The organism is Spirillospora albida, assembly GCF_000718255.1.
Lineage (GTDB): Bacteria > Actinomycetota > Actinomycetes > Streptosporangiales > Streptosporangiaceae > Spirillospora > Spirillospora albida.
The window spans coordinates 149,498-174,218 of sequence record NZ_JOFJ01000007.1; the positions used below are offsets into that span (position 1 = coordinate 149,498).

Sequence of the window (24,721 nt, forward strand, 5' to 3'; positions counted from 1 at the left end):
TCTCAGGCGGGCGCCCGGGCGAGCGCCCGGCCCGCGGCCGCCACGGCGTCCGCCGTGGTGATCTCCAGCAGTCCCGGATGCGGGTCGCGGCCGTGCGGGTCGCCGCACCGGCCCGCCCACAGCACCAGGTGCTGCGCCCGGTCGGGCGGCCCCCACCGCGCGGGCGGCGTCGGGCCGAACAGCAGCACCGACGGGGTCCGGTAGGCGGTCGCGAGGTGCGCGACGCCGGTGTCCCCGCACACGACGAGCCGCGCGCCCGCGACGAGCGCGGCGAGCTCCGCCGGCCCGGTGCGGCCCGCGAGGCACGCGCCGCCGCCGAGCCCGGCGAGGTCCACGACCCGGCGGGCGAGGAGCGCCTCGCCCGCGCCGCCGGTGACGGCGACGCGCTCGCCCGCGTCCCGGAGCGCCGCCGCGACCGCGGCGAACCGCTCGGCGGGCCAGCGCCGGGCGCCGCAGGCGGCGCCCGGGTGCACCACGACGGCTCCGGGCGCGGGCGACGGCACCGCCGGGACCGGCAGGTCCAGGTCGGCGGGGTCGGCGTCCAGGCCGTGGGCGCGCACGAGCCGGCACCAGCGCCCCGCCTCGTGCTCGTCGGGATCCCAGTCGGGCCCCTCGGTGTGCGGGACGCCGGGGTGCGCGAACGCCACCAGCCGGCCGGGCCCGAGCGCGGCGAGCAGCCGGTGGCTCTCCGGCCCCCGCCCGTGCAGGTTCACCGCCACGTCCACCGGTCCGATCGGCGCCGGCGGCGGGTCCAGGCCGTCCAGCGGCAGCAGGTCGTCGACCGCGCCGGTCGCCTGCGCCAGCGGCGCCAGCGCGGCGGGGGCCGCCAGCGTGATCCGCGCCCCGGGCAGGCCGCGCCGCACCCCCCGCAGCGCCGGGACGGCGGTGAGCAGGTCGCCGAGGCCCAGCGCCCGCAGCACGAGCACCCGCCGCGCGGTCGCCGCGATCGCCGCGGACGCGGCGGCGCCGTTCACGCCCCCGCCCCCGACGCCGTTCACGGCCCCGCCCACGTTGCCGTTCACGGCCATGAGGGTTCCTTCGCCGGGCATACGACCAGCTCGCGCACCTCGCAGCCGGGCGGCTGCGCGAGCGCGAACGCGACCGCGGCGGCGACGTCCTCGGGCCGGTTCAGCTTGGCGTCCGGCCCCGGCCGGTACCGCTCCTCGCGGTCGTCGAAGAACGCGGTGTCCATGCCGCCGGGCACCAGCAGCGTGACGCCGATCCGCCCGGCGAGCTCGGCGGCCAGCGCGCGAGTGAAGCCCACGACCCCGAACTTGGACGCGCAGTACGCGGTCGCGTCGCTCAGCGCCCGGAAGCCGAGCGTGGACGCGACGGTGACGATCCGCCCGTTCGGCGCGTGCTCCAGATAGGGGAGCGCGGCCCGGACCACGGCGGCGGTGCCGAGCAGGTTCACCGCCACGACCCGCTCCCACCGGTCGGCGGGCACGTCGCCGAGCGTGCCGCACGCGTCGACGCCGGCGGCCGCGACGACCGCGTCCAGCCCCCCGGCGGACCGGGCCAGGCAGTGCACGGCCCGCTCCGCGCAGGTCCGGTCGGTGAGGTCGGCGAGCATGTGCGCGTGCCCGTCCTCCGGCGGGCGCAGGTCCAGGACGAGGGGAGTTCCCCCGTCGTCCGCGACGCGCCGCGCGACGGCCGCGCCGAGCCCGGACGATCCGCCGGTGATGAGGACGTTCATGACGCGCTTCCCTTCGTGGTCGACAGCAGGCGGGTCGTGGAGCGCCCCGCCAGCAGCGGCAGCAGCACCACCTCCCCGCCGTGCGCCCGGACCGTCGCGGCCTCGGGCAGGTCCGTCCCGGCGTAGTCGGCGCCCTTCACCCACACGTCCGGCCGCAGCCGCTCCAGCAGCGGCACCGGCGTGTCGTCGTCGAACACCACCGCGGCGTCCACGTCGCTGAGCGCCTCCAGCACCCGGACGCGGTCGGCGGCGGTCGTCACCGGGCGCGTCGGGCCCTTCATCCGGCGCACCGACGCGTCCGAGTTCACGCAGACGACCAGGCAGTCGCCGAGCCGCCGCGCCTGCTGCAGCAGGCTCACGTGCCCCGCGTGCAGCAGGTCGAAGCAGCCGCCGGTGGCGACGACGGTGCCGCCCGCGCGGCGGACCCGGGCGGCGATCTCGTAGCCGTCCTCGCCGCGCTCCGGGACGATCCGGGCGGTGCCGGGTTCGGCGAGCCGCGCCGCGACCGCCGAGGCCGCCCCCGCCCGGACGAACCGCGACGCGCGCAGGACCCCCTCGGCCACGGCGTCGGCGAGCGTCCCGCCGCCCGCGAGGACGTCCAGCGCGCCCACCGCGAAACTGTCGCCCGCGCCGCACGTGTCGCCGCGTGCCGGCTCCGCGGGCGCGAGGAACGGCGCCTCCGTCCCGTCGCACAGCAGGGCGCCCTCCGCGCCCAGCGTGATCGCGACGCCGTCCAGGCCCCAGCGCTCGGCGAGGTGGCGGCCCCGCCGGCCGGCCGCCGCCAGCCCCGTCCCGGGGATGTCGGCGCCGCCGGCGGAGGTGAGCCGGGTCGCCTCCGCCTCGTTCGGGGTGAGCAGTCGGGTGCCCGGCACGGGCGGTTCCCCGCGCGGATGCGGGTCCCAGACGACCGGGACCCCGCCGGGCAGCCCCGCCAGCAGCGACCGGACCGCCCGGTGCCGGGTGACGCCCCGGCCGTAGTCGGAGACCAGCACGGCGCCCGCGCCCGCGATCGCGTCGGCGACCCGGGGGCCGACCGGCCCGTCCTGCGCCCGCCCCTCCCCGGCGTCCAGCCGCGCGACCGCGTGCTCCCCGGACCGGATCCGCAGCTTGCAGGGCGTCCCGCCGCGCAGGTGCAGCGCGGCGACCGCCACGTGCCGCTCCAGCATCGCCCGCAGCCGGCGGCCCGGCTCGTCGTCGGCGAGCGCGGCGACGAGCACCACCTCCCGCCCCGTCGCGGCGGCGAGCAGCGCCGCGAGCCCCGCCCCGCCGGGCCGGGGCCGCTCCTGGGCCCCCTCCACGACCGGGACCGGCGCGTCCGGGCACATCCGGCTGCTGCTGCCGACGATGTCGATGTCCAGCAGGACGTCGCCGACGACGACCAGCGGCGCGGTCATCGCCGCACCCCCAGCGTCTCGTCGATCACCCCGCACAGCAGGTGGATCGCGGCGAGATGGATCTCCTGGACGGTCGCCGCCGACCCGGCGTCCACGGCGATCGTCTCGTCGCAGACGTCCGACAGCGGGCTCGGCGCCGGCCCGGTGACCGCCCACGCGGTCAGCCCGAGCCGCCGGGCGAGCCGCGCCGCCGCCACCACGTTCGGGCTGCGGCCGCTGGTCGACAGGCAGATCAGCACGTCCCCGGCGCGGCCGTGCGCCCGGACCTGCCGGGCGAACACCTCCGCCGCGCCGTAGTCGTTGCCGATCGCCGTGACGGCCGAGGTGTCGCCGTGCAGCGGGATCGCCGACAGCGGCCGCCGGTCGTCCTCGAACCGGCCGGTCAGCTCGGCCGTCAGATGCTGCGCCTCGGCGGCGCTGCCGCCGTTCCCGCAGGCCAGCAGCCGCCCGCCCGCGCCGAGCACGACGGCGAGCCGCCGCCCCCACGCGGCGATCGTCGGCACGTGCGCCCGGAACCGCAGCGCGGCCTCGGCCAGTTCCTCGAGCCGCCGCTCCTGGACGACGGCGGCGGTGGTCGCGGTGGTCGTCATGCCGGCACCCCGCACACCGCGTAGGCCCGCTGGTAGACCTGGGCGGTCTCCGACGCGATGCGGGACCACGAGTAGCGGGTCCTCGCGCGCCGGGCCGCGTTGGAGCCCATCGCGGCGCGGCGGTCCGGGTCGTTCAGCAGGCGGCGGAGGGCGGCGGCCGCCGCCTCCGGGTCCCGGGGCGGGACGAGCAGGCCCGTCACGCCCGGCAGGACCGTGTCCAGGTGCCCGCCGACGGCGGTGGCGACGACGGGGACGCCGCACGCCATCGCCTCCAGCGGCACCATCCCGAACGGCTCGTACCAGGGCAGCGTGACGACGGCGGACGCCGACCGCAGCAGCGGCGCGACCTCGGCGCGGCCGAGCCGGCCGAGGAACGCGACCCGGTCCGCGACACCGGCTTCGGCCGCGGCCCTCCGCAGCCGCCGCACCTCGGGATCGGCGTCCAGGCCCGCGCGGGGCGGGCCGCCCGCCACGGCCAGCTCGGCGCCGGGCAGGTGCGCCAGCGCCCGGATCGCGGTGTCGACGCCCTTGCGCTCAACGAGCCGCGACAGGACGACGAGCCGGTGCCGGCCGTGCCCGGCGGGCGCGTTGCCGTCCGGCCGGAACAGGCCGAGGTCCACGCCGCACGGGACGACCGAGACGCGCTCGTCCGGCACCCCCATCGCGGCGAGTTCGGCGACCTCATCGGAGCAGGTCGCGATGACGGCGTCGGCGTCCCGGCCGATGGCCCGCTCCAGGCGGAGCCTGCTCGGGGGGCTGGTGTCGCTCCGGCCCTGGTGGCGGCGCTTCACCGTGCCCAGCGCGTGGTAGGTCTGGACGACCGGCATCCTGCGCGCCTCCAGCGCGCCCCGCGCCGCCTGCAGCGCGGCGAGGCCGCTCATCCAGAAGTGCGCGTGCGCCACGTCCGGCGGATCGTCCGCCCAGCGGCGCTCCAGGTGGCGGCCGAAGTCGCGCATCCACGGCAGCAGGTCGTCCTTCGCGACCTCCCGCGGCGGGCCCGCCACGACGTGCTCGACGACCACGCGGGGCGCGAGCCGCACCCGGTCCGGGAGGTCCGGGCCGTCGCGCCGCGTGTAGACGGTCACCTCGTGGCCCTGGCGCCCGAGTTCCGCGGCGAGCTCCGCGACGAACACGTTCTGCCCGCCGCCGTCCGCACCGCCCAGCCGCGCCGGCGGCGGCGCGCCCCCGGTGCCGCGGGCGGCCGCCAGCGGGCTGGCGTGCTCGGAGACCATGGCTATCCTCATCGCGTTACCTCCTCGAGAGTCCGCCGCCAGTCGCGCAGGAAGCGCGCCAGGCCGTACCGCTCGACGGCGTACGCCCGCGCCTCCTTGCCCATCTGGCGGGCGCGCGCCGGGTCGGCGGCCAGGGTCCGGGCCGCCTCGGCCAGGGTGGCGACGCGGGTCGACAGCACCCCCGCCTCCGGCGGCACCGCCTCGACCGCCTCGGTGGTGGCGAGCGCCACCACCGGCAGGCCGAGCATCATCGCCTCGATCAGCGCGAGGCCGAGGGACGTCCACCGGTAGGGGTGGACGTAGACGCGGCGGCGCGCGAGCTCCTCGTGCATCCGCGCCTGCGGGAGGTCCTCGAACGTCCACAGCGACTCCGGCGGGATGCCGAGCCGCTCCGGGGCGTCCGCGACGTTCATGCCGAACAGGTCGAGGGGGACCGCCGCCGCGAGGGCCGGGAGCAGGTCGGTGCCGGTCACCCGGCCCCGCCGCAGCGGATCGTTGATGACGACGCCGGCGCGCGGCATGTCCGCCTGGTAGCGGTAGCCGGGATCGGCGACGCCGTGCTCGATGACGCGCGCGGGCGCGCGCCCGGTGTTCCAGAACAGCCGGTTGAAGTGGGTGACGTGCACGACGGGGATGTCGGAGCGGTCGTGCAGGAAGTGCCGGCTGTCGGGCACGACCTCCTCCGGCAGGCTCGCGTCGGACGGGGTCCGGCGCGGCGTGTCGTGCTCGACGTACACGGCGGGGACGTCCCGTCCGGGGCGGCGGCCCAGCCACTGCTCGGTGAGCCGCAGCTCGTGCGGGCGCTGGAGGACGACGGCGTCGACGTGCTCGTCCCGCAGCCGGTCGAACGGCACCTCAACCGCCCGGTCCGGCCAGCGGAACGTCCTGGGGCGGCCCCGCCCGTCGGGGCCCCGGTCCGGGACGAGCGGCACCAGCGTCGTCTGCGGGCCGTGCACGAACGACGTCGCCCACGAGCCGTGCACATGCCACATCAGCACCCTCATCGGGCGTACACCTCCTCCACCGGGGCCCCGGCCTCGACCGAGGCCATGACCTCCACCGCCGCGGCGACCTCCCCGGCCGTCACCGACGCCAGGCACGGATGCCCGGGGACGGGGCACTCCCGCGCCCGGCTGTCCCGGCAGGCCGCGCGCTGGTCGCCGAGCAGCGCCAGCGGCACCCCGAACGGCGCCCACCGCGCCGCCGGGACGGTCGGCGCGAACAGCGACACCACCGGCGTGCCGACGGCCGCCGCGAGATGCGCCGGGCCGGTGTTCCCGGCGACGACGGCGCGCGCCCCCCGCAGCACCGACGCCAGCTCCGGCAGCGCGGTCCGGCCGCCGAGGTCGAGCCCGTCGGACCCGGCCACGTACGCGGTCAGCTCCTTCTCCCGCCGGTGCCCCGTGACGACGACCCGGTGCCCGGCCGCGGCCAGCAGCCGGACGGCCTCGGCGCACCGCTCCGGCGGCCACGCGCGGGCCGGCACCGACGTGCCGGGATGGACGACGAGATAGGCGCCGCCGCCGGTGAGGTGCCCCGTCGCGGGCAGCGGCTCGCGCACCCGCAGCCGCGGGTCGGAGGGCGCCGGGAACCCGGCGTCCTCGGCGAGCGCGAGCATCCGCAGCGGCTCGGGCACCTCGCCGTCGGGCCGGTGCCGCAGGTCGAGCAGAGACCCGGGGTAGTCCTCGCTGATCCCGCCGATCCACGGCGTGCCCGCGAGGCGGAGCAGCAGCGCGAGCGGCAGCGGCGACTGGTGGAACGAGGTGAGGATCAGCGCGCGGTCGAACCCCCGCAGCCGCTCCGTGGCGTCCGCGATGTCGTCCGCCTCGACCGGGCAGGGCTCGGGGTCGATCCACGGCGCGCACCATTCGATGACGCCGTCCACGCCGGGCAGCAGCTCGGCGGCGGCCCGCCCGCGCGGCCCGCACAGCAGCACCACCTCGTCGGCCTTCCGCGCGACCGCGCGGATCGCGGGCCCGGCCAGCAGGACGTCCCCGATGTTGTCCTGGCGAGCGACGAGAACCCTCACCGCGGCCCCCGTCCCTCGAGGATCAGGGCGACGGCGGCGGCGAGCGTCGGGACGACCTCGCGAGCCCGCGCGATCTCGGCCGGGCGGGTCCGGCCGGTGGGCACGAGGATGCCGCGCGCCCCGGCGGCCGCCGCGGCCTCGACGTCGGCGCCGATGTCGCCGACGACCGTGCAGGCGTCCGGCGGGGCGCCGAGCCGGCGGGCCGCGCGCTCGATCATGCCGGGTGCCGGCTTGCGGCACGCGCAGCGGTCCCCGGGGCCGTGCGGGCAGAACTCCCACGCGTCGAACGGCCCGAGCAGCTCATCGACGCGCGCGTTGACGGCGCGCACGTCCGCGATCGTGATCCGGCCCCCGGCGACGCCCGACTGGTTCGAGACGACCCCGATCCGGGCGCCGTGCGACCGCAGCCGGTCCAGGGCTTGCCGCGCGCCCCGCACCGGCTCCACGCGGGCGGGGTCGCCGTTGTACGGGACGTCCCGGATGAGGGTGTCGTCCCGGTCGAACAGCACGACGCGCGAGCCGGCCCAGGCGGCGGCCCGGCGGTGGCGCCACAGGCCCCGCAGCCGGTGCCAGACGGCCGCCGGCGGGATGACGGCACTGGTCACGGCCATCGTCACGATCTCGCCGGGGGTGCGCGGGCCCGGCCGCACCCGCGTCCACGCGAACCGGGCCGTCAGCGCGAGCCACACGGCCCCCGCCCCCGCCGCCGCCGCGGCCGCCGTCCCGCCGCCGGCGTGCGCGGCCGCCCTCCGGTTCCGGGTGAGCGCGATGGAGGGCGGCACCGTGGGTTCGGGCGCCCGCCGGCCGGCGAGCGCGGCCTGGGCCGCCGCCAGTGCGAGCAGCCCGGCGCCGGTCGCCAGGAGGTGATGGCGCAGCATGCCCCGGCCCTCGCCGGCGCGGGCGCGCCAGCCCCGGCCGTGCAGCCGCCACATCAGGACGTCGTCGGCGTTGCCCGCCTGCGCACGGACCGACGCCCAGAACCCGGCGCCGCGGACGGGGTGCGCCACCTCCCGGCCGCCCCGGACCAGCCGGTGCCCCGCCGCGAGGACGCGCAGCGCGAGGTCGGCGTCCTCCCGGTAGGCGCGGCGGAACCGCTCGTCGAACCCTCCGGCCGCGGCGAGGACGTCCCGCCGGTACGCCATGTCCGCGGTGATCCAGCGGGCGGAGGCGAGCCCGGCGGTGCCGCGCTCCAGGTCGGTGGGGCGGCGGCCGTCCGGCGCGGGGACCGTGACGCGGCCCTGCGTGCCCGCCACGTCGGCGGGCAGGCCCGCGAGGTCCCCGGCGAGCTTCGCGGTCCACTCCGGGCCGGGGACGACGTCGTCGTCCAGGAACGCGACCCACTCGGTGGCGGCGGCCCGCCACCCGGTGTTGCGGGCGGCGGCCGGTCCGCGCCCCCCGGAGCGGAGCACGCGGACGTCCACCGGACCGGCCGGGAACGGCGGCGGCGGCGCGTCCGGCCGGGGCCGGTCGTCCACCACGATGATCTCGTCCGGTGCGGGGCCGGGGCCGCGCGCGGCCGACGCCTGGACGGCCTCCAGCACCGCCCGCAGGCTCGCGCGGCCGATGGTCGGCACGACGACGGCGCAGCTCACCGGCGCACCTCCGGGCGCCGGACGACGAACGGGCCGATGGCCAGCAGGTCGACGGGGGCGGAGCCGAAGCACTCCAGCGCGTCGCGCGGGTCGTCCACCATCGGGCGGCCCGCCGTGTTCAGGCTGGTGTTGATGAGGACGGGCAGGCCCGTCCGGACGCGGAACTCCTCCAGCAGCCGCGCCACGAGCGGCTCGTCGTCCGCCGACACCGTCTGGACGCGGGCCGTGCCGTCCACGTGCACGACCGCGGGGATCCGCTCCCCCCAGCCGGGCCGGACGCGGTGCACGAACAGCATGTAGGGGCTCGGGATCGGCCCGTCGAACACCTCGGCGGCGTGCTCCAGCGCGACCATCGGCGCGATCGGGCGGAACTGCTCGCGGCCCTTCACGTCGTTGAGCCGCTCCACGTTCGCGGCGTGCCCGGGATGCGCGAGCAGCGAGCGGTGCCCGAGCGCGCGCGGCCCGTACTCCGACCGGCCCTGGAACCACGCGACGACCCGGTCGTCGGCGAGCGCCTCCGCGACGGTCGCGGCGAGGTCGGCGGGCCGCTCGTAGCGGATCTTCGCGGTGTCGAGCCACCGGGCGATATCGTCGTCGCTCCACTCCCGGCCGAGCGCCGCGCCCGGCATCGCGGTGATCGCGTCCCCGGCGTCCCGCGCCACGTGCAGCGCGGCGCCGAGCGCGGTGCCGGAGTCCCCGGCGGCGGGCTGCACCCAGATGTCGTCGTAGGGCCCGGTCTCCGCCAGCCGCGAGTTCGCGACGCAGTTCAGCGCGACGCCGCCGGCCAGCGTCAGCCGCCGCGACCCCGTCCGCCCGTGCAGCCAGGACGCCAGGTCCAGCAGGACCTCCTCAAGCCGCAGCTGGACGCTCACGGCCAGGTCGGCGTGGTCGCGGGTCCACTCACCGTCGGGGGCGCGGGCCTTGGCGAGCGCCCCCCAGTCGATCCGCTCGACCGCGAACCCGCCGTCGCCGGTGGCCCGCACCCGCTCGCGCAGCTCGTCCAGGAACCGGGGCTCGCCGTAGGACGCGAGCGCCATCACCTTGTACTCGTCGCTGGACCGCAGGAACCCCAGGTGCTCGGTCAGGTCCTCGTACATGAGGCCGAGCGAGTGGGGGAGCCGCTGCGCGTACAGCGTGGTCAGCGTGCCGTCCGCGTACGTCCCGGCGAGGTGCGAGTGCGACTCGCCCCGGCCGTCCAGGACGAGGACGTCGCCGTCGCCCGGCCCCGGCGCGGCCAGCCCGGCGGACGCGGCGTGCGCCACATGGTGCGGGACGTACCGGACGATCCCCGGGTCCAGCCCCGGCAGCGCGGCCGCCAGGAAGTTCGGCGCCCGCCGCGCGTACAGGGTCCGCAGCCGCTCCCACTGGGCGTCGTGCCCGTCGAGGCCCGGCTCGACGAGGGCCGGGTCGTAGGAGTAGGCGACGGCGTCGAGGTCGCCGGGCTCCAGCCCGGCCTCGCTCAGGCACCATCGAGCCGCCTTCTCCGGCAGCTCCCAGGCGGAGAACGCCACGGGCCGCTTCCCGTGCTTGCGGCGGCTGAAGCGTTCCTCTTCGGCGGCGGCCACGACCCGTCCGTCCACCACCAGGGCGGCTGCGGGGTCGTGGAAGATCGCGTTGATTCCGAGCACGCGCATGGGCGGCCTCGATTCGGCACAGCGTCGGGATGAGAGCCGGTGCCGTCGTCGTAGGCACCGCGATCGGGGATCCGCCGGCACCGATCGCCGCGGTAAATCCCCTATAGGTGATTTGGCATTGCCGAGCCGGACGGCTCTAAACAACTGCGGTCCGCCGTGACCTGCGGGAACAGCGGGACGGACGGGCCGCGAGCGCATGGAGGGCCGCGAGTACGCGGACGGGACGGCGCCCGGCTAGGCGGGCCGCGCACGCCCGACGGGCCACCGACGTTTCACGGGCGCGCACCGGGTATCGCGGCGGGAACCCCTGGACGGCCGACACGAATGAGGTACCGATGCGCGCCTAGTGATCAACTGCATGCTCAAGCGCTCGCCCGAGACGTCCATCCGTCCCGGCCCGCCCTCCTGGCCGCTCAGCGGCCGAACGTGCCCACGAGCGTGCCGGTCGCGACGACCTTGTCCTGGACGGCGGCCCTCAGGTCCTCCGCCGTGAAGCCGGGTCGGAGGCCGGACGGCTCCGACAGCCCGTAGAGCCGGAAGAAGTACCGGTGCGTCTCCCCGGGCGGCGGCATCGGGCCGCCGTACCCCGCCGACCCGTAGTCGTTGCGGCCGGGGACCGCCTCGGTGGGGAGCTCCCCGGCGTCCACGCCCGTCGTCGCCGGATCGATCCCGGCGAGCAGCCAGTGCGCGAACGTTCCGGACGGAGCGTCCGGATCCTCGCAGGCGAGGGCGATCTCCACCACGTCGTCCGGCGCCTCCGACCACTCCAGCGGCGGGGACACATCCCCGTGGTCGTGGGCGAAGTCCGACGGGATCATCGCGTGATCGTTGAACGCCTCACTGCGCAGCGTGATCTCTTCCATGACGGCGTCGTGCCCGGTCAGAGGTGGTCAATGCGCGCTGGACGCCGCCCACAGGTCGATGCCGGCCTCCACCGCGTCCCGGTCGATCGCGGCGAGCTCGTCCGCCGTGAAATCGAGCCGGTCCAGCGCGGCGAGGTTCTCCTCCAGCTGCGCGACGCCGCTCGCGCCGATCAGCGCGGAGGTGACCCGCCCGTCCCGCAGCGCCCAGGCGAGGGCCATCTGCGCGAGCGACTGGCCGCGCCCCGCCGCGATCTCGTTCAGGGCCCGGACGTGCCGCAGGTTCTCCTCGGTGAGCAGATCGGTCGAGAGGGAGGTGCCCTTCGAGGCGCGCGACCCCACCGGGACGCCGTTCAGGTAGCGGCCGGTCAGCATCCCCTGCGCGAGCGGCGAGAACGCGATGCACCCGGCGCCGATCTCCTCCAGGGTGTCGAGGAGGTCGGCCTCGATCCAGCGGTTCAGCATCGAGTACGACGGCTGGTGGATCAGCAGCGGCGTCCCCATCTCGCGCAGGATCGCGGCCGCCTCCGCCGTCCGCTCCGCCGAGTACGAAGAGATCCCCGCGTACAGCGCCCGCCCGGACCGGACGGCCGTGTCGAGGGCCCCCATCGTCTCCTCCAGCGGGGTCTCGGGGTCGAAGCGGTGGCTGTAGAAGATGTCGACGTACTCGACGCCCATCCGCTTCAGCGACTGGTCGAGGCTCGCCAGGAGGTACTTGCGCGACCCCCATTCGCCGTACGGGCCGGGCCACATGTCGTACCCCGCCTTGGTGGAGATGAGGATCTCGTCCCGGTACGGCGCGAAGTCCTCCCTGAAGACGCGACCGAAGTTGGTCTCCGCGGACCCGTACGGCGGCCCGTAGTTGTTAGCCAGGTCGAAGTGCGTCACACCGAGGTCGAACGCGCGGCGCAGGATCGCCCGCTGTACGTCCAATGGCCGGTCGTCACCGAAGTTGTGCCACAGCCCGAGCGAGATCGCGGGCAGCTTCAGCCCGCTGCGCCCGCACCTCCGATACGGGGTCCGCTCGTACCGATCGTCTGCCGCGACATGGACCATGGTCGGCAGTATCCAGTGCCGTCGGTCGCGGCGGGGATGACGCTCCGTCATGAGCAGCCCATGATCTCCGGGGAAGATCCGACAAAGTTCCGGCGCCGAGCCTGGCATGTCCGGGAGGCGTGAAGGAGCGTGGAAGGTGGCAGATTCTTGCTGAGACTTCGACGAGGAGGTCATGGTGTCTGTTCTGCGCAGCTTCGTATCGGGTTCGTGGCATGCTCCGAGCGACGAGGGGGCGCCGTTGCACGACGCCGTGACGGGGGAGGAGATCGCGCGGATCTCGTCCTCGGGCGTCGACATGGGCGCCGCCCTGGAATGGGGGCGGCGGACCGGCGGGCCCGTGCTGCGGGAGCTCACCTTCCATCAGCGCGCGTCCCTGCTCAAGGCTCTCGCGTCCCACCTGCGGGAGCACCGCGAAGAGCTCTACGCCCTCTCCGCCCGGACGGGCGCCACGCGGAACGACGCGCGGTTCGACGTGGACGGCGGCATCGGCGTCCTGTTCGCGTACGCGAGCAAGGGCAAGCGGGAGCTGCCGAACGACACCGTCCTCCTGGAGGGCGACGTCGAGCCCCTCGGCAAGGGCGGCACGTTCGTCGGGCGGCACCTGCTGGCGCCGTCGCACGGTGTCGCGGTGCAGATCAACGCGTTCAACTTCCCGGTGTGGGGGCCGCTGGAGAAGCTGGCGCCCGCCTTCCTCGCGGGCATGCCGAGCCTCGTCAAGCCGGCGAGCCCGACCGCGTACCTGACGGCGCGGCTGGTCGAGCTGATCGTGGAGTCGGGCCTCCTGCCGGAGGGGTCCGTGCAGCTGGTGTGCGGGGAGCCCCGCGACCTCCTCGACCACCTCACCGAGCAGGACATCGTCGGGTTCACCGGATCCGCGTCCACGGCGGCCCTGCTGCGGACGCATCCGGGAATCGTCCGGAACTCGGTGCGGTTCAACGCGGAGGCCGACTCGCTCAACTGCTCGGTCCTCGGCCCGGACGCCGCGCCCGGAACGCCCGAGTTCGACCTGTACGTGGGCCAGCTCGTCACGGAGATGACGGTCAAGGCGGGGCAGAAGTGCACCGCGATCCGGCGGGCGCTCGTCCCGGAGGGGATGCTGGACGCCGTCGCCACCGCCGTCCGCGACCGGCTCGCCGGGATCGTCGTCGGCGATCCCGCCGATCCCGGGGTGCACATGGGCGCGCTCGCCGGCCTCGACCAGCGCGAGGAGGTGCGCCGGTCGCTGAAGGCGCTCCTGGACGCCGGGACCCTCGTCTTCGGCGATCCCGAGCGGGCGGACGTGCGGGGCGCCGACGCGGAGCGGGGCGCGTTCATGTCGCCGGTTCTCCTGCGCGCCGACGACCCCGGCCGCCCCGAGCCCCACGAGGTCGAGGCGTTCGGGCCGGTCAGCACCCTGATCCCGTTCCGGGACGCCGCGCACGCGGTCGAGCTCGCGGCGCGCGGGCGCGGCAGCCTCGCCGGGTCCGTCGTCACCGCCGATCCCGCCTTCGCCCGGCGGATCGTGCTGGGCGCCGCGCCGTGGCACGGGCGGCTGCTCGTCCTGAACACCGAGGACGCGAAGGAGTCGACCGGGCACGGGTCGCCGCTGCCCGCGCTCGTCCACGGCGGTCCCGGACGGGCCGGGGGCGGCGAGGAGATGGGCGGCGTCCGGGGCGTGGTCCACCATCTGCGGCGCACCGCCGTCCAGGCCGGGCCGTCGATGATGACGGCGCTGACCGGCCGCTGGGTGCCGGGCACCGACCGGAACGTGACCGGGGAGCACCCGTTCCGCAAGCACCTGGAGGACCTGCGGGTCGGCGACACCGCCGTGGGCGGCCCCCGCCGCGTCACCCTGGACGACATCGAGCACTTCGCGGAGTTCACCGGCGACACCTTCTACGCCCACATGGACGAGGAGTCGGCGCGCGCCAACCCGTTCTTCGGCGGCCGCGTCGCGCACGGCTACCTGGTCGTGTCGTTCGCGGCGGGCCTGTTCGTCGACCCGGCCCCCGGGCCCGTCCTCGCGAACTACGGACTGGAGAACCTGCGGTTCCTGGCACCGGTGAAGCCGGGCGACGAGCTGACGGTCACGCTCACCGCGAAGGAGATCACGCCCAGGGAGGGCGCCGGTTACGGCGAGGTCCGCTGGGACACCGACGTCACGAACCAGGAGGGCGCGTCCGTCGCGAAGTACGACGTGCTGACCCTGGTCGCGAAGCGCCCCGGCTCCGGGGACGGCTGACGGGTCAGGCGGGGATCACGCACACGGGCGACGGGACGGCCAGACCCGGCCCGTCCTGGGCCGGAATCCCGTCGTCCCCGATCCGGAACGCCGTGACCGTGTGGCCGCGCTCGTTGGCGACGTACAGCCGGTCGCCGTCGACGTGCAGGTCGCGCGGCCACGCCCCGCCGGACGGGACGTCCGCGACCGGCTCCAGTGCCGCGCCGCCGTCCAGGATCCGGTGGGCCGTCACCACATCGGGGCCCCGCGCCGACGTGTACACGAACCCGTCCCCGACTTTGATCGCCGCGCACTGCGCCGGGCCGCCGGACGCCGTCGCGGCCGACTCCGCGACGACCTCCAGCGCCGCGTACCCGCCGGACGGGCGCAGCACCAGCAGCGTCGCGGCCAGCTCGGTGACCACGTAGACGTGCCCGCTGGGGTGGACGGCCAGGTGCCGGGGCCCGCACCCGGCCGGGAGCCGCGTCTCCCCGGCGAGCGCGAGCGTCCCGCCGGAGAGCGTGAACGACCGGACGAGGTCGGCGCCGAGGTCCGTCGCCAGGACGTGCCCGTCGGGCGCCGCCGCCGTCATATGGGCGTGCGGCCCCTCCTGCCTGGTCGCGTCCGGCCCGCTCCCGCGCCCGGACGCCACCAGGGGCGTTCCGGCGAACGCGCCGTCGGCGCCGAGAGGGACGGCGTGGACCGTCCCGGACCCGTAGTCCGCCACGACCAGGTGACCGTGCTGCACGGAGAGGTGGCAGGGCAGCGACCCCACGGCGGCCGACCCGAGCGAGCGCAGGGATCCGCCCAGCACCGAGTAGGCCGTGACGGTCCCCGCCTCGGCCTCCTCGACCGCGTAGAGCACGTCCGCCGACGGGTGCGTCGCGAGGAACGACGGCGACGCGGCGTCCACCGCGAGCCGGGCGCGCTCCGGGAGCCCGCCGGGCGCCAGCGGGACCCGGTACACGCCGGACCCCGCCCCCATCTCCCCGGTGTAGGTCCCGACCCACAACGCCCGCGAACCCACCACGACCCCCCACCAGCGAAGACACCGTCTCCGGGAGCCTAACGCCCCGGATGATCTCCGGGGGCCGCCGCGGCGGAAGGTGCAACGGCCGCCCGGCGGGGAAGGGTCCGCCCGTATGATCGCCGCTGGGGGAGGCGCGGCGTCCGGGGGACGGGGCCCGGACGGCGATCCGCTGCCCCGCCGAGGAGATGAGAGAGACGATGACCGATATCACCGAGGCGCCGGAGTGGGCCGCGCTCTCCGAGCACCAGGCGGCGATCGGCGGGCGCCACCTGAGGGAGCTGTTCGCCGGCGACCCGGGCCGCGTCGCCCGCATGACCGTCACCGCGGGGGACCTGCTCCTGGACTACTCCAAGCACCGGATCACGGACGAGACCGTCCGGCTGCTGGTCGCGCTCGCCGAGCGCGCCGGGCTGCGCGCCCGGATCGCCGAGATGTTCTCCGGCGCCCACATCAACGTCAGCGAGGACCGCGCCGTCCTGCACACGGCGCTGCGGCTGCCGCCCGGGACGCCCCTGACCGTGGACGGCCAGGACGTCGCGGGCGACGTGCACGCCGTCCTCGACAAGATGGCCGACTTCGCCGGCCGCGTCCGGGCGGGCGACTGGACGGGGTTCACCGGCAAGCGCATCACGACGGTGGTGAACATCGGCATCGGCGGCTCCGACCTCGGCCCCGCCATGGCGTACGAGGCGCTCCGCGACCACGCGGACGCGGGCATCACCTGCCGGTTCGTGTCGAACATCGACCCGGCCGACATCGTCGGGACCCTCGCCGACCTCGACCCGGAGCAGACCCTCTTCGTCATCAGCTCCAAGACGTTCGGGACGCTCGAGACCCTCACCAACGCGAAGGTCGCCCGGAGCTGGCTCGTGGAGCGGCTCGGCGACGAGAAGGCCGTGTCGCGGCACTTCGTCGCCGTGTCCACGAACGCGGAGCGGGTCGCCGGCTTCGGCATCGACACCGCGAACATGTTCGGGTTCTGGGACTGGGTGGGCGGCCGCTACTCCTTCGACGGCGCGATCGGCCTCTCCTTGATGATCGCCATCGGCGGCGAGGCGTTCCGGGAGATGCTCGCCGGGTTCCGGGAGATCGACGAGCACTTCCGGACGGCGCCGTTCGAGGCGAACATGCCCGTCATCATGGGGCTGCTCGGCATCTGGTACACCGACTTCTTCGGGGCGCAGACGCGGGCCGTCCTGCCCTACAGCCAGCGCCTCCACCGGTTCCCCGCCTACCTGCAGCAGCTCACGATGGAGTCGAACGGCAAGTCGGTCCGCGCGGACGGCGTGCCGGTCGTCGCGCAGACCGGTGAGATCTTCTGGGGCGAGCCCGGCACCAACGGCCAGCACGCCTTCTACCAGCTGCTGCACCAGGGGACGCGGCTCGTCCCCGCCGACTTCATCGGGTTCGCCGAGCCCTTCGAGGACCCCGCCGGCATGCACGACCTGCTCACCGCGAACCTCCTCGCGCAGACGTCCGCGCTCGCGTTCGGCAAGACCGCCGAGGAGATCGCCGCCGAGGGCACGCCAGCCGAGGTCGTCCCGCACAAGGTGATGCCGGGCAACCGGCCCACCAGCACGATCCTCGCGCCGAAGCTGACGCCGAAGACGCTCGGCGCGCTCGTCGCGCTGTACGAGCACATCGTGTTCGTGGAGGGGACGATCTGGGGCATCGACTCCTTCGACCAGTGGGGCGTCGAGCTCGGCAAGGTCATGGCGATGGACCTCGCGCCCGCCCTCACGTCCGAGGAGCCGCCCGCCGAGGCGCCCGACGCGTCCACGGCAGCGCTCGTGCGGGCCTACCGCGCGATGCGGGGCCGCGCCGTCTGACCCCGGAGCGCGGAGAGGCCCGCCGGGACCTCCCGGTGGGCCTCTCCGTTCTCTCGCACGTGTTCTCGTGAGCGAACGGTCCGCTGCTCAGCGCGCGTTCGGCAGCGGGCCCTCGGCCCACCCCCACGCCTCCAGGAGCGTGCGGAACTCGTCGAAGGAGATGAAGCCGTCGCGGTCGGTGTCGGCCTGCTCGAACCGGTCCTGCACCTCGGCCCGCGTCCAGGACAGCCCGAGGCCCTCCAGGACGATCGTGAACTCCATCAGATCGAGTTTCTCGTCGCCGCCGAGGTCCGCCCGGTTGAACACGGTGAGAAGGTCGTCCCCGGTCGGTCTGCTCGTCATCTCGCTCCTCACATCTGTCCGAATGTGCCCGCATCATGCCATAGCGGAGACCGGGCCCCTCCGTGAAACGCCGCAGCGCCGCGAGCGGTTCCGCCGGCGTTCGCCCGCGCGTCCCATGAGCGGCTCCGCCGCTCCGCCGTCAGCGTCTCGCGACCGCCGTCAGAGCGGCTGCGCGGCCTCGCGGTAGTCGCGCGGGCTGACCCCGCGCTCCCGCTTGAACGCGGTGCTGAGCGCGAACGCGTCCCCGTAACCGACCCGCCGCGCGATGGCGTCCAGCGTCGCGTCGCTCTCGCGCAGCAGGTCGGCGGCCTGCGCCAGGCGCAGCCCGGTCAGGTACGCCATCGGCGGCTCGCCTACCAGCCGGCCGAACCGGCGCGCGAACGCGGCCCGGGACGCGCCGACCGCCGCGGCGAGGTCCGCGACCGTCCACAGCCGGGCCGGGCGGTCGTGCAGCAGCCGCAGCGCCGGGCCGACCACCGGGTCGCCGTGCGCCCGGTACCAGCCGGGCGCCGCCGCGTCCGGCCGCGCGAACCAGGCCCGCAGCACCGCGATGACCAGCAGGTCGAGGAGCCGGTCGAGGACGACGTCCTGGCCGGGCTCGTCCTTGCCGATCTCCTCGCCGAGCAGGGCGGGCAGCGGCGACGTCCAGGTGTCGCCGCGGACGACGGCCAGCGGCGGCAGCGCGGCCAGCAGCCGTCCGGTCACCGCGCTCCGCGACTCGTAGGTGCCGACCAGCATGACGGACGAGCCGTCCGGGGCCCCGCCCCAGGCCCGCACCCCGAGCGTCATCGCCTCGGACACGCCGACGCCCTCCGGGGTGGTGCAGACCTGCCCGGGATGCACGATGATCCGCGGCGGTGTCGCCGGGTCGTCGGCGACCGTGTAGGGGGCGGGGCCGCGGCAGACCGCGATGTCGCCCGGCCCCATGCGCTGCGGCTCCGCGCCGTCCGGCATGACCCAGGCGTGGTCGCGCACCATCGCGAGGAGCGTCAGCGGCGCCTCGTCCCGGATCCGGATCGACCACGGCGGGTCGAACGACGCGCGGAGCAGGAACGCGCCCCGCGCCCGGGGCCCGTCGAGGAGATCGGTGAGCGCGTCCATGGCCCGAGCGTAGACGCTCGCACATGCCGGGGCGCCTCTCGGCGATGTCGCCGCCGATCACCCGCCGGTTGACTGGCAAGTGTGAAACCCACTCTCTCCGCCCTGTTCGCCGGACTGTCGCTTCTGCTGGCCGCCGGGATGACCGGAAGCTTCTTCGTCTTCACCGCCGGCGTCATGCCGGGACTGAACGCGGCGCGTCCCGGCGCTGCGATCGCCGCGATGCAGGGCATTAACCAGAAGATCCAGAACCCCGTGTTCCTCGGGACGTTCATGCTGCTGCCCGTCGCGGCGGTGGTGGCGGGCGTCCTGCTGCTGACGATGGACGAGCGGCCGTCCGCGCTGTTCTTCTTCGCGGCAGCCGCCGTCTACGTCGTCGGGGCGATCGTGCCCACCGCCGCGGTGAACGTCCCGATGAACAACGCCCTCGACGCCGTGACGATCCCGTCCGACGCGGCGGAGGCGGCGAAGACCTGGGCGGACTACAGCGGCCGGTGGACGGCGTGGAACACCCTGCGCGGTGTGTGCTGCGGCGTCTCCCTCCTGCTGATGGCGGCCGGGGTCCACACCTGGGGCAGGAACGGCTGACCTCACACCACCAGCGGCGCGAGGCTCCGCGCGGCCAGTCCGAGGCCGAGCACCACCACGAGGGACGCCGTCCCGGCCGGGAGCAGCCTCGGCACCCGGACCGACGGGACGCGCCGCGCGAGCAACCGTCCCGACCCGGTCACGAGGAGCCCGATCGCGATGAGGACGGCCGCCAGGCCCGCCCCGTACGCGAGGACGAGGAGGACCCCGAACCAGGCGTGCCCGAGGGCGTGCGCGCCGAGCAGCACCACGATCGCGGACGGGCTGGGCAGCAGCCCGCCCGCGAAGCCCATGAGCAGCATCCCTCCGCGCCCCCCTCTCCGGGCACGCCCGCGTCCTTCGTCCTGGGCGTGCCCATGCCCATGGCCGTGCCCATGGCCGTGTCCGTGGGAGTGGGCGGCGTCGCGGAGGGCGCGTCTCAGGAGGGTGATCCCGGCCGCCGCGACGAGCAGGCCGCCCGCCGCGCCGAGCCACGGGAACACCGCGGGCGCGGCGAGCGTGGAGCCGCCCGCGATCAGCAGCCCCAGGGCGAGGACGCCGGCGGTGTGCGTGACGGTGACGGTGAGCCCGAGCCCGAGCACCTCGCGGCGGGAGCGGCGGCCGAGCACCGCCGCCTGCGCCGCCATGATCGTCTTGCCGTGGCCGGGCGCGAGGGCGTGCGCGGCGCCCAGCAGGACGGCGACGAGCAGGGCGAGGAGCGCGAACCCCGGAGTCGGCTCGTGGCGGGCGACGAGCCCGGTGAAGGCGCGCGTGAGCCGGTCGGCGCCGCGCGGCGGGACGCCCCCGGCGCCGTCCCGCGCGCCGTCCCCCGCGGGGGCGGCGGCCGGCGGCGGCCCGCCCGCCCGGACCGTGAGGGACGCGTCGCGCCGGTCCGGCGGTGACCCGAGCTCCCCGTCCGGGTAGCGGGTGAGCCGCTGCGACCGGGAGGCGCGCGGAACGTCGGACGCGGTCAGCGTCATGCGGTCACCGGCGGCGGTCACCTCCCGCCAGCCGGTCCGGCCCTCCCCGCCGGTGTCGCGGAACCCGAGCCGCGTCCCGTCGAAGGGCGCGGTGATGCGGCACTCCAGGCGGATCGTCCGGAGCCCGGCCTGCCCCGGACGCGCGGTCGCGGACGCCGCCCGGACGGCGGCGGGCACGGGCCGCCCGTCGGCGGTGACCCGGAACGCCGCGGCGGACCGCGCGCACTCCCGCGCGGCCCAGCCGCCCAGGTCCTCCGCCCCTTGCAGGACCTGGGCGGCGGGGATCTCGGCGAGGTCCTGGACGTGGTCGATCCGCAGTTCGTGCGGCGCGACGACCAGGCCGTCGTAGCGGTTGACGGAGAAGTTCCCGAGCGGGTGCAGCGCCGCCCCGGCGGCCGTCCCGGCGATGAGCAGCGGCGCGATCACCGGGCGCCGTCCAGCCGCTCGAGCGCCGCGCGGGCGCGGGCCGCGTGCAGCGGCGAGAAGTGCGGGTTGAGACGCAGCGCCGCCGCCAGGTCGCGGCGCGCGCCGTCCCGGCGGCCCAGGGAGTCCTGGATCATTCCACGGTGGTAGAGGAAGGACGCGTTGCGGTACCCGGTCGCGGTCGCCTTGCGCGCGTACGCCAGGGCCTCTTCGTCCTCGCCGTTGGCGTGCAGCGCCCAGGCCAGCGCGTCCGCGACGTGGACGGCATGGCGGCGCCCCCACTCGGCCCGAGCGGCGCGCAGGGCGGCGGCGCGGTCGCCGTGGTCCGCCGCGAACAGCGCGGTCTCCAGGTCGGGCGTGACCCCGTTGGCCTGCGCGAGGGCGCCCCACGCCGCCGCGACCGCGTACTGCCGCCGCGCCGCGTCCCCGCGGCCCCGGGACTCCTCCAGTTCCCCGAGCCAGGTCAGCCGCCCCGGCAGCGGCGACCGCGCGACGAGCGCCTCGCCGTCCCGGACGGCGCCCGTGAGGTCGCCCGTCGCGGCGCGGACCCGGGCGCGCCCGTCGAGCGCGCCGAGGTCGTCCGGGACGGCCCGCAGCGCCGCCGCGAACTCGCGTCCCGCCGCCTCGGGGTCGCCCCGGTTCCAGGCCAGCTCGCCGAGCTGCGTCCGGACGTAGGCGATGTCGCCGGGCGCGGTGGCCGACCCCGCCGCCAGCTCGAGGACCCGGCGCGCCTCGCCGGGCCGCCCGAGCAGCTCGTGCACGTACGCGAGCCGGGTGAAGGCGGGGATGCCCGGCCGGGTCGCGTCGGCGTGCGCGGCGGCGTCCGCCGCGTCCCGGTACCGGCCGAGCTCGACCAGCGCGTCCACCCGGACGGCGAGGGCCCGCGCCCCGTACGGGTTGACGGCGAGGGCCCGATCGGCCTCCCTCAGCGCCGCCGCGAAGTCGTGACGGGCGGCGGCCAGCGCGGCGAGGCCGGTGTGCGCGGCGTCGTTGCCGTCCGGGCGGAGCCGCAGCGACCGCCGCAGGGCGGCGGCGGCCTCCGGGTAGGGAGACGGGTCCGCGGTGGTCCGGGCGCGCTCGACGAGAGCGAGCCCGAGCGCGGACCACGCGCCGGCGTCGCCGGGCCGGTCGCGCAGGTGCCGCCGCAGCCGTCCGATGCTCGCGGCGGGGTCCGCCGGGGAGGCGCCGGACGCGCCGGTGACCGCGGTCTCGGGCGCCGCCGCGGGCCGGTCGACCCGGATCGCGGCGGCGAGCGTCACGCCGACGACGATCGCGGCGATGGCGGCCACCGAGAGCAGCCGCCGCAGGAAGGGGAATGGCATGGCAGAGGACCTCCGATGGGGGATGCGGTCCGGCCGCGCCGGACGCGGCGCGGCCGGACCGCGATTCCGGTCAGCCGACGGGGAGGCGGCGTCGCCGGAACCAGAGGGCGCCGCCACCCGCCACGAAGGCGGCACCGAGGGCCAGGACCGGGATGAGGGGCAGCGGCCCGATGGGCGAGCCGCTCGACGCGGGCTTCGCGCCGAACAGGTTCGCCCCCTCGGCAGCCGCCTTGTCGGTGCGCGGCCCGGTCCGGACGCTCGACCCGGACGTCGGCAGCGCCACGTACGGGAACGAGCTCTCGAACCTCACGTCGTTGGCGTCCACGGCGTCGCCGAGGTCGTTCTTCGACCCGACGAGCTCGCCCTCGACGACCTGCAGCGAGATGTCGACGGTGTCGTCGGTGAGCCGCCGTCCGTTGGGGTAGCCGGCGTTGTCGCCGTCCAGCACGCCGAGGCGCTTCGGCTGCGCCGACGGCGGGATCGACGTGTTCAGCCGCATCAGCTCCGCCGGCCGCACCTTCGGCGGCCGGTTCAGGCCGGGGACCCCGGTCAGGAACACCTGGACGAGGTCGTCGCGCGGCGTCGCCGGCGCCGGGATCCTGTAGACGCCCTGGATGCGGCGCGGCAGCTCGGGGTTCGTGACGTACCGGCCGAACCGCGCGTCGTTCCACGGCACCGAGGCGTTGTACCTGTCCTTGTCCCTGATCGGGATGACCACCTCGTTGACGAGCGGGTTCCCGAGCCGCGACACCTGCACCCAGTTCCCGGCGGCGTTGCGCCGCTGCACGGCCGAGTACACGCCGATCACGGGCCGGCCGGACGCGGTGAGCGCCTTCGTCGGGATCTGCAGCGCGAGCGCCTGCACGTTGTAGCCGCTCAGGGTGTCGTTGCCGACCTCCTTGAGGTCGCCGCCGTACAGCAGGTCGAAGACCCGCAGGTCCAGGAAGAACGGGTCGTCGGCCTGCCCGGCGAAGACCTGCGCGCCGCTCGGCAGCCGCTTGATCGCCTGCTCCCGCAGCGTCCGGTAGTCCGGCATGGACGCCTTCCCGACGTGGGACGGCGCGACCGGAACGCCGCTCGCGAGCGTCCGGACCCCGGTGACCGCGCCCGCCTCGCGCTGGATCAGCGTCAGGTCGTAGGTCTGCCGGAAGTTGAGGTTCGGGTCGTCCAGACTTCGGACCGGGCCGGTGTTGTAGAGGAACGTGTTCTGGTCACGGTAGGCGTCCTTGAACGTGAACCGGTAGGTGAACTCCGGCAGCGCGTCGCCGTCGTTGTCGACGTTGATCTCGTACCGGGCGTCCTTCGCGAACCGGTAGAAGTTCGGGCCGCCCGCGGGCTCCTCGAACGGCCAGAAGGTCCCGACCAGGGTGGTGGTGTCGGGCCTGTCCGGGCTGACGAACGCGTAGACGTCGGTGTTGTCGTACTCGGGCTGCGCCTGGATGAGCGGCGCCTCCCTGTGGCTGGACGCCGTCGCCGCGCCGGGGCCGTGCCCGGACAGGCCGCCGGCGGCCAGCGCCGCGCCCGCCGTGAGCAGCGCCGCTGTCCGCGTCCGCGCTCCCCGCGGCCGGGCCGATGGCTGTCGTGACATCGCTGGTCCTCACGAGCCGTGCGGTGCCTCTCGCCGGCACCGCTGATGACACGCATTCGGACCGGCGGCCGGGATAGATGACTTCTTGTCCGCATCGGGCCACGAGAGGGCCGTTGCGCGAACCTTCCGGCGTGCGCCGCCGTCTCAGGGCGGATCAGTCGCAGCCGAGCGTGGACGCGGCGTACAGCACGGCCGCCACGACCTCCGCGTCCCCCTCCGCGTCGTGCGGGAAGCGCGCGGGCGGGATGCGGCCGGCGATGAGGCGGCAGAAGTCCTCGGTCCGGGCGGTGACGGTCACGTCCGGGACGCCGGGCGCCTCCCCGGGGGCGAGGGGGACGCGCCACGTGCCCGCGCCCGGCCCCGTCAGCCGCAGTTCCGCCGCGCGTCCCGGATACGGGCGCCGCAGCGCCTTCGGCAGCAGGCCCGTGCCGAGCTCCACGACGAGCCGCAGATGCTCGCCGGGCGGCGGCTCCGGCGGCCGGCCGACGACGGCGCGGATGTCGTCGGCGTGCGTCCACGTCTCGAACGCCCGCTGGACGAGCACGTCCCGCGCGGGCGCCCGCACTCCCTCGGCCCCGGCGAGCGACGCCTCGAGTTCCAGCACCCGGGCGTCCCCGGAGACCCCCCGCACCACGGCCCGCGCCCGGGTCCGCCACGCCGTCCGGACGTCGTCGCCGCCCCGGGCCGGAGAGGCGGAGCCGCCGGCCGCGAGGGCGTCGCGTCCGGCCGCGGGCGCGGCACGGCCGGCGGGGGACGGCCCGCCGGCCGGCAGCCCGAGATCGGCGGCGAACGCGGCGTCGTTCGCGGTCAGGTGGGCCACCAGATCGCGGACGGAGGCGTAGCGGGGGAGCGGCGTCCGCCAGTGCGCGGGCGTGAGGGACTCCAGCAGCCGGTCCATGTGCGCGACCTGCTCCGCGTACACCTGCGCCAGGCCGCCGGCGGGGACGATGCCCGCCCCGGGACGGCGCCGGCGGCGGGCGGCGGCGAGCACGGCGTCCCGCACGTCCGGCGGCGGCCGCTCCGCGACCGCGGTGGCCAGCAGCCCGGCGGTCTCGCGCAGCCGCGCGGCCTCGCCGGCGCAGCCGGCGCACCATGCGAGGTGCTCGCCGATGGCCCTGGCCTCGTCCGGCGGGCAGGCGTCCACGGCCCACGCGGCCAGCGCCCCCGTCGCGTCCGGGTGCGCGTCCTCGCTCATGTCGGCCTCGCTCGAATCCGCCTCGCCCCCGAAGATACGCCCTGCCGCCGCCCGCCACCATCGC

21 protein-coding genes are annotated in these 24,721 nt (G+C 76.3%); 3 read left to right on the plus strand and 18 right to left on the minus strand.

All coding sequences use genetic code 11. The features are described from left to right. Positions 1-2: 2 nt before the first annotated feature. From IE99_RS0112155 to mgrA, 11 genes are all read right to left on the minus strand, one after another. Positions 3-1,028, minus strand: coding sequence for a glycosyltransferase family 9 protein (locus IE99_RS0112155; protein WP_084219455.1), 1,026 nt, complete (start codon positions 1,026-1,028; stop codon positions 3-5). Next, positions 1,019-1,696, minus strand: a complete 678-nt coding sequence (locus IE99_RS0112160) for an SDR family oxidoreductase (RefSeq protein WP_030168445.1) — start codon at positions 1,694-1,696, stop codon at positions 1,019-1,021. Before IE99_RS0112160 ends, IE99_RS0112155 begins: the two co-directional genes overlap by 10 nt. Further along, positions 1,693-3,090, minus strand: a complete 1,398-nt coding sequence (gene rfaE2 / locus IE99_RS0112165) for a D-glycero-beta-D-manno-heptose 1-phosphate adenylyltransferase (protein WP_030168447.1) — start codon at positions 3,088-3,090, stop codon at positions 1,693-1,695. The genes IE99_RS0112160 and rfaE2 overlap by 4 nt, the downstream gene beginning before the upstream one ends. Next, the gene (locus IE99_RS0112170; protein WP_084219464.1) at positions 3,087-3,680 is read right to left on the minus strand and encodes a D-sedoheptulose-7-phosphate isomerase; all 594 of its coding nucleotides are present in this window, start codon (positions 3,678-3,680) and stop codon (positions 3,087-3,089) included. The genes rfaE2 and IE99_RS0112170 overlap by 4 nt, the downstream gene beginning before the upstream one ends. Next, positions 3,677-4,924, minus strand: coding sequence for a glycosyltransferase (locus IE99_RS0112175; protein ID WP_030168455.1), 1,248 nt, complete (start codon positions 4,922-4,924; stop codon positions 3,677-3,679). Before IE99_RS0112175 ends, IE99_RS0112170 begins: the two co-directional genes overlap by 4 nt. Then, a complete protein-coding gene (locus IE99_RS0112180; RefSeq protein ID WP_030168458.1) occupies positions 4,921-5,916 on the minus strand; it encodes a glycosyltransferase in 996 nt (331 codons plus the stop codon). The genes IE99_RS0112175 and IE99_RS0112180 overlap by 4 nt, the downstream gene beginning before the upstream one ends. After that, positions 5,913-6,941 carry a glycosyltransferase family 9 protein gene (locus tag IE99_RS0112185; RefSeq protein WP_030168460.1) on the minus strand — a complete coding sequence of 343 codons (1,029 nt, stop codon included), beginning with the start codon at positions 6,939-6,941 and terminating at the stop codon, positions 5,913-5,915. Before IE99_RS0112185 ends, IE99_RS0112180 begins: the two co-directional genes overlap by 4 nt. Beyond that, positions 6,938-8,533, minus strand: a complete 1,596-nt coding sequence (locus IE99_RS0112190) for an HAD-IIIA family hydrolase (protein ID WP_030168462.1) — start codon at positions 8,531-8,533, stop codon at positions 6,938-6,940. Before IE99_RS0112190 ends, IE99_RS0112185 begins: the two co-directional genes overlap by 4 nt. After that, positions 8,530-10,167, minus strand: a complete 1,638-nt coding sequence (locus IE99_RS0112195; protein WP_030168464.1) for a carbamoyltransferase family protein — start codon at positions 10,165-10,167, stop codon at positions 8,530-8,532. The genes IE99_RS0112190 and IE99_RS0112195 overlap by 4 nt, the downstream gene beginning before the upstream one ends. Before the next feature lie 413 nt (positions 10,168-10,580). After that, complete coding sequence (locus IE99_RS0112200; protein ID WP_030168465.1) at positions 10,581-11,030, minus strand: YbhB/YbcL family Raf kinase inhibitor-like protein; 450 nt, start codon at positions 11,028-11,030, stop codon at positions 10,581-10,583. Positions 11,031-11,057: 27 nt separating this feature from the next. Further along, positions 11,058-12,083 carry an L-glyceraldehyde 3-phosphate reductase gene (mgrA, locus tag IE99_RS0112205; protein WP_030168466.1) on the minus strand — a complete coding sequence of 342 codons (1,026 nt, stop codon included), beginning with the start codon at positions 12,081-12,083 and terminating at the stop codon, positions 11,058-11,060. Between the two features lie 172 nt (positions 12,084-12,255). Here mgrA and paaZ point away from each other — a divergent pair, with 172 nt between their 5' ends. Beyond that, positions 12,256-14,304 (plus strand): phenylacetic acid degradation bifunctional protein PaaZ, encoded by a 2,049-nt coding sequence (gene paaZ, locus IE99_RS0112210; RefSeq protein ID WP_211258793.1) that lies wholly within the window; start codon positions 12,256-12,258, stop codon positions 14,302-14,304. A gap of 4 nt (positions 14,305-14,308) precedes the next feature. On the opposite strand, the gene IE99_RS0112215 is transcribed toward paaZ, so the two are convergent. Continuing rightward, positions 14,309-15,313, minus strand: coding sequence for a lactonase family protein (locus IE99_RS0112215; RefSeq protein WP_245623172.1), 1,005 nt, complete (start codon positions 15,311-15,313; stop codon positions 14,309-14,311). 197 nt (positions 15,314-15,510) lie between these two features. On the opposite strand from IE99_RS0112215, the gene pgi reads away from it, so the two are divergent. Continuing rightward, positions 15,511-17,142, plus strand: a complete 1,632-nt coding sequence (pgi, locus tag IE99_RS0112220; RefSeq protein ID WP_157610223.1) for a glucose-6-phosphate isomerase — start codon at positions 15,511-15,513, stop codon at positions 17,140-17,142. An 87-nt stretch (positions 17,143-17,229) separates the two neighbouring features. Here pgi and IE99_RS0112225 read toward each other — a convergent pair whose 3' ends face one another. After that, positions 17,230-17,484 (minus strand): EF-hand domain-containing protein, encoded by a 255-nt coding sequence (locus tag IE99_RS0112225; RefSeq protein ID WP_030168471.1) that lies wholly within the window; start codon positions 17,482-17,484, stop codon positions 17,230-17,232. A gap of 159 nt (positions 17,485-17,643) precedes the next feature. Further along, the gene (locus tag IE99_RS0112230) at positions 17,644-18,585 is read right to left on the minus strand and encodes an AraC family transcriptional regulator (RefSeq protein ID WP_030168473.1); all 942 of its coding nucleotides are present in this window, start codon (positions 18,583-18,585) and stop codon (positions 17,644-17,646) included. 81 nt (positions 18,586-18,666) lie between these two features. Between IE99_RS0112230 and IE99_RS0112235 the strand changes: the two genes are divergently transcribed. Then, the gene (locus tag IE99_RS0112235) at positions 18,667-19,170 is read left to right on the plus strand and encodes an anthrone oxygenase family protein (protein ID WP_030168475.1); all 504 of its coding nucleotides are present in this window, start codon (positions 18,667-18,669) and stop codon (positions 19,168-19,170) included. A 2-nt stretch (positions 19,171-19,172) separates the two neighbouring features. On the opposite strand, the gene IE99_RS0112240 is transcribed toward IE99_RS0112235, so the two are convergent. From IE99_RS0112240 to IE99_RS0112255, 4 genes are all read right to left on the minus strand, one after another. Then, positions 19,173-20,555 carry a hypothetical protein gene (locus IE99_RS0112240; protein ID WP_037559216.1) on the minus strand — a complete coding sequence of 461 codons (1,383 nt, stop codon included), beginning with the start codon at positions 20,553-20,555 and terminating at the stop codon, positions 19,173-19,175. Continuing rightward, positions 20,552-21,874: a tetratricopeptide repeat protein gene (locus tag IE99_RS0112245; RefSeq protein ID WP_157610225.1), complete on the minus strand. Its 1,323-nt coding sequence runs from the start codon at positions 21,872-21,874 to the stop codon at positions 20,552-20,554. The genes IE99_RS0112240 and IE99_RS0112245 overlap by 4 nt, the downstream gene beginning before the upstream one ends. Positions 21,875-21,944: 70 nt before the next feature. Continuing rightward, a complete protein-coding gene (locus IE99_RS0112250; RefSeq protein WP_051712425.1) occupies positions 21,945-23,462 on the minus strand; it encodes a DUF4331 domain-containing protein in 1,518 nt (505 codons plus the stop codon). Between the two features lie 154 nt (positions 23,463-23,616). Continuing rightward, entirely contained in the window at positions 23,617-24,657 is a 1,041-nt protein-coding gene (locus IE99_RS0112255) for a maleylpyruvate isomerase family mycothiol-dependent enzyme (RefSeq protein ID WP_030168483.1), read from the minus strand. Positions 24,658-24,721: the final 64 nt, after the last annotated feature.

Excerpts from the sequence above, each read along its gene's own strand:
- IE99_RS0112155 (WP_084219455.1), bottom strand. The coding sequence starts at position 1,028 with ATGGCCGTGAACGGCAACGTGGGCGGGGCCGTGAACGGCGTCGGGGGC.
- IE99_RS0112170 (WP_084219464.1), bottom strand. The coding sequence starts at position 3,680 with ATGACGACCACCGCGACCACCGCCGCCGTCGTCCAGGAGCGGCGGCTC.
- pgi (WP_157610223.1), top strand. The coding sequence starts at position 15,511 with ATGACCGATATCACCGAGGCGCCGGAGTGGGCCGCGCTCTCCGAGCAC.
- IE99_RS0112250 (WP_051712425.1), bottom strand. The coding sequence starts at position 23,462 with ATGTCACGACAGCCATCGGCCCGGCCGCGGGGAGCGCGGACGCGGACA.
- rfaE2 (WP_030168447.1), bottom strand. The coding sequence starts at position 3,090 with ATGACCGCGCCGCTGGTCGTCGTCGGCGACGTCCTGCTGGACATCGAC.
- IE99_RS0112255 (WP_030168483.1), bottom strand. The coding sequence starts at position 24,657 with ATGAGCGAGGACGCGCACCCGGACGCGACGGGGGCGCTGGCCGCGTGG.
- IE99_RS0112245 (WP_157610225.1), bottom strand. The coding sequence starts at position 21,874 with ATGCCATTCCCCTTCCTGCGGCGGCTGCTCTCGGTGGCCGCCATCGCC.
- IE99_RS0112180 (WP_030168458.1), bottom strand. The coding sequence starts at position 5,916 with ATGAGGGTGCTGATGTGGCATGTGCACGGCTCGTGGGCGACGTCGTTC.
- IE99_RS0112200 (WP_030168465.1), bottom strand. The coding sequence starts at position 11,030 with ATGGAAGAGATCACGCTGCGCAGTGAGGCGTTCAACGATCACGCGATG.
- IE99_RS0112195 (WP_030168464.1), bottom strand. The coding sequence starts at position 10,167 with ATGCGCGTGCTCGGAATCAACGCGATCTTCCACGACCCCGCAGCCGCC.
- IE99_RS0112230 (WP_030168473.1), bottom strand. The coding sequence starts at position 18,585 with ATGGACGCGCTCACCGATCTCCTCGACGGGCCCCGGGCGCGGGGCGCG.
- IE99_RS0112175 (WP_030168455.1), bottom strand. The coding sequence starts at position 4,924 with ATGAGGATAGCCATGGTCTCCGAGCACGCCAGCCCGCTGGCGGCCGCC.
- IE99_RS0112160 (WP_030168445.1), bottom strand. The coding sequence starts at position 1,696 with ATGAACGTCCTCATCACCGGCGGATCGTCCGGGCTCGGCGCGGCCGTC.
- paaZ (WP_211258793.1), top strand. The coding sequence starts at position 12,256 with ATGGTGTCTGTTCTGCGCAGCTTCGTATCGGGTTCGTGGCATGCTCCG.
- IE99_RS0112225 (WP_030168471.1), bottom strand. The coding sequence starts at position 17,484 with ATGACGAGCAGACCGACCGGGGACGACCTTCTCACCGTGTTCAACCGG.
- mgrA (WP_030168466.1), bottom strand. The coding sequence starts at position 12,083 with ATGGTCCATGTCGCGGCAGACGATCGGTACGAGCGGACCCCGTATCGG.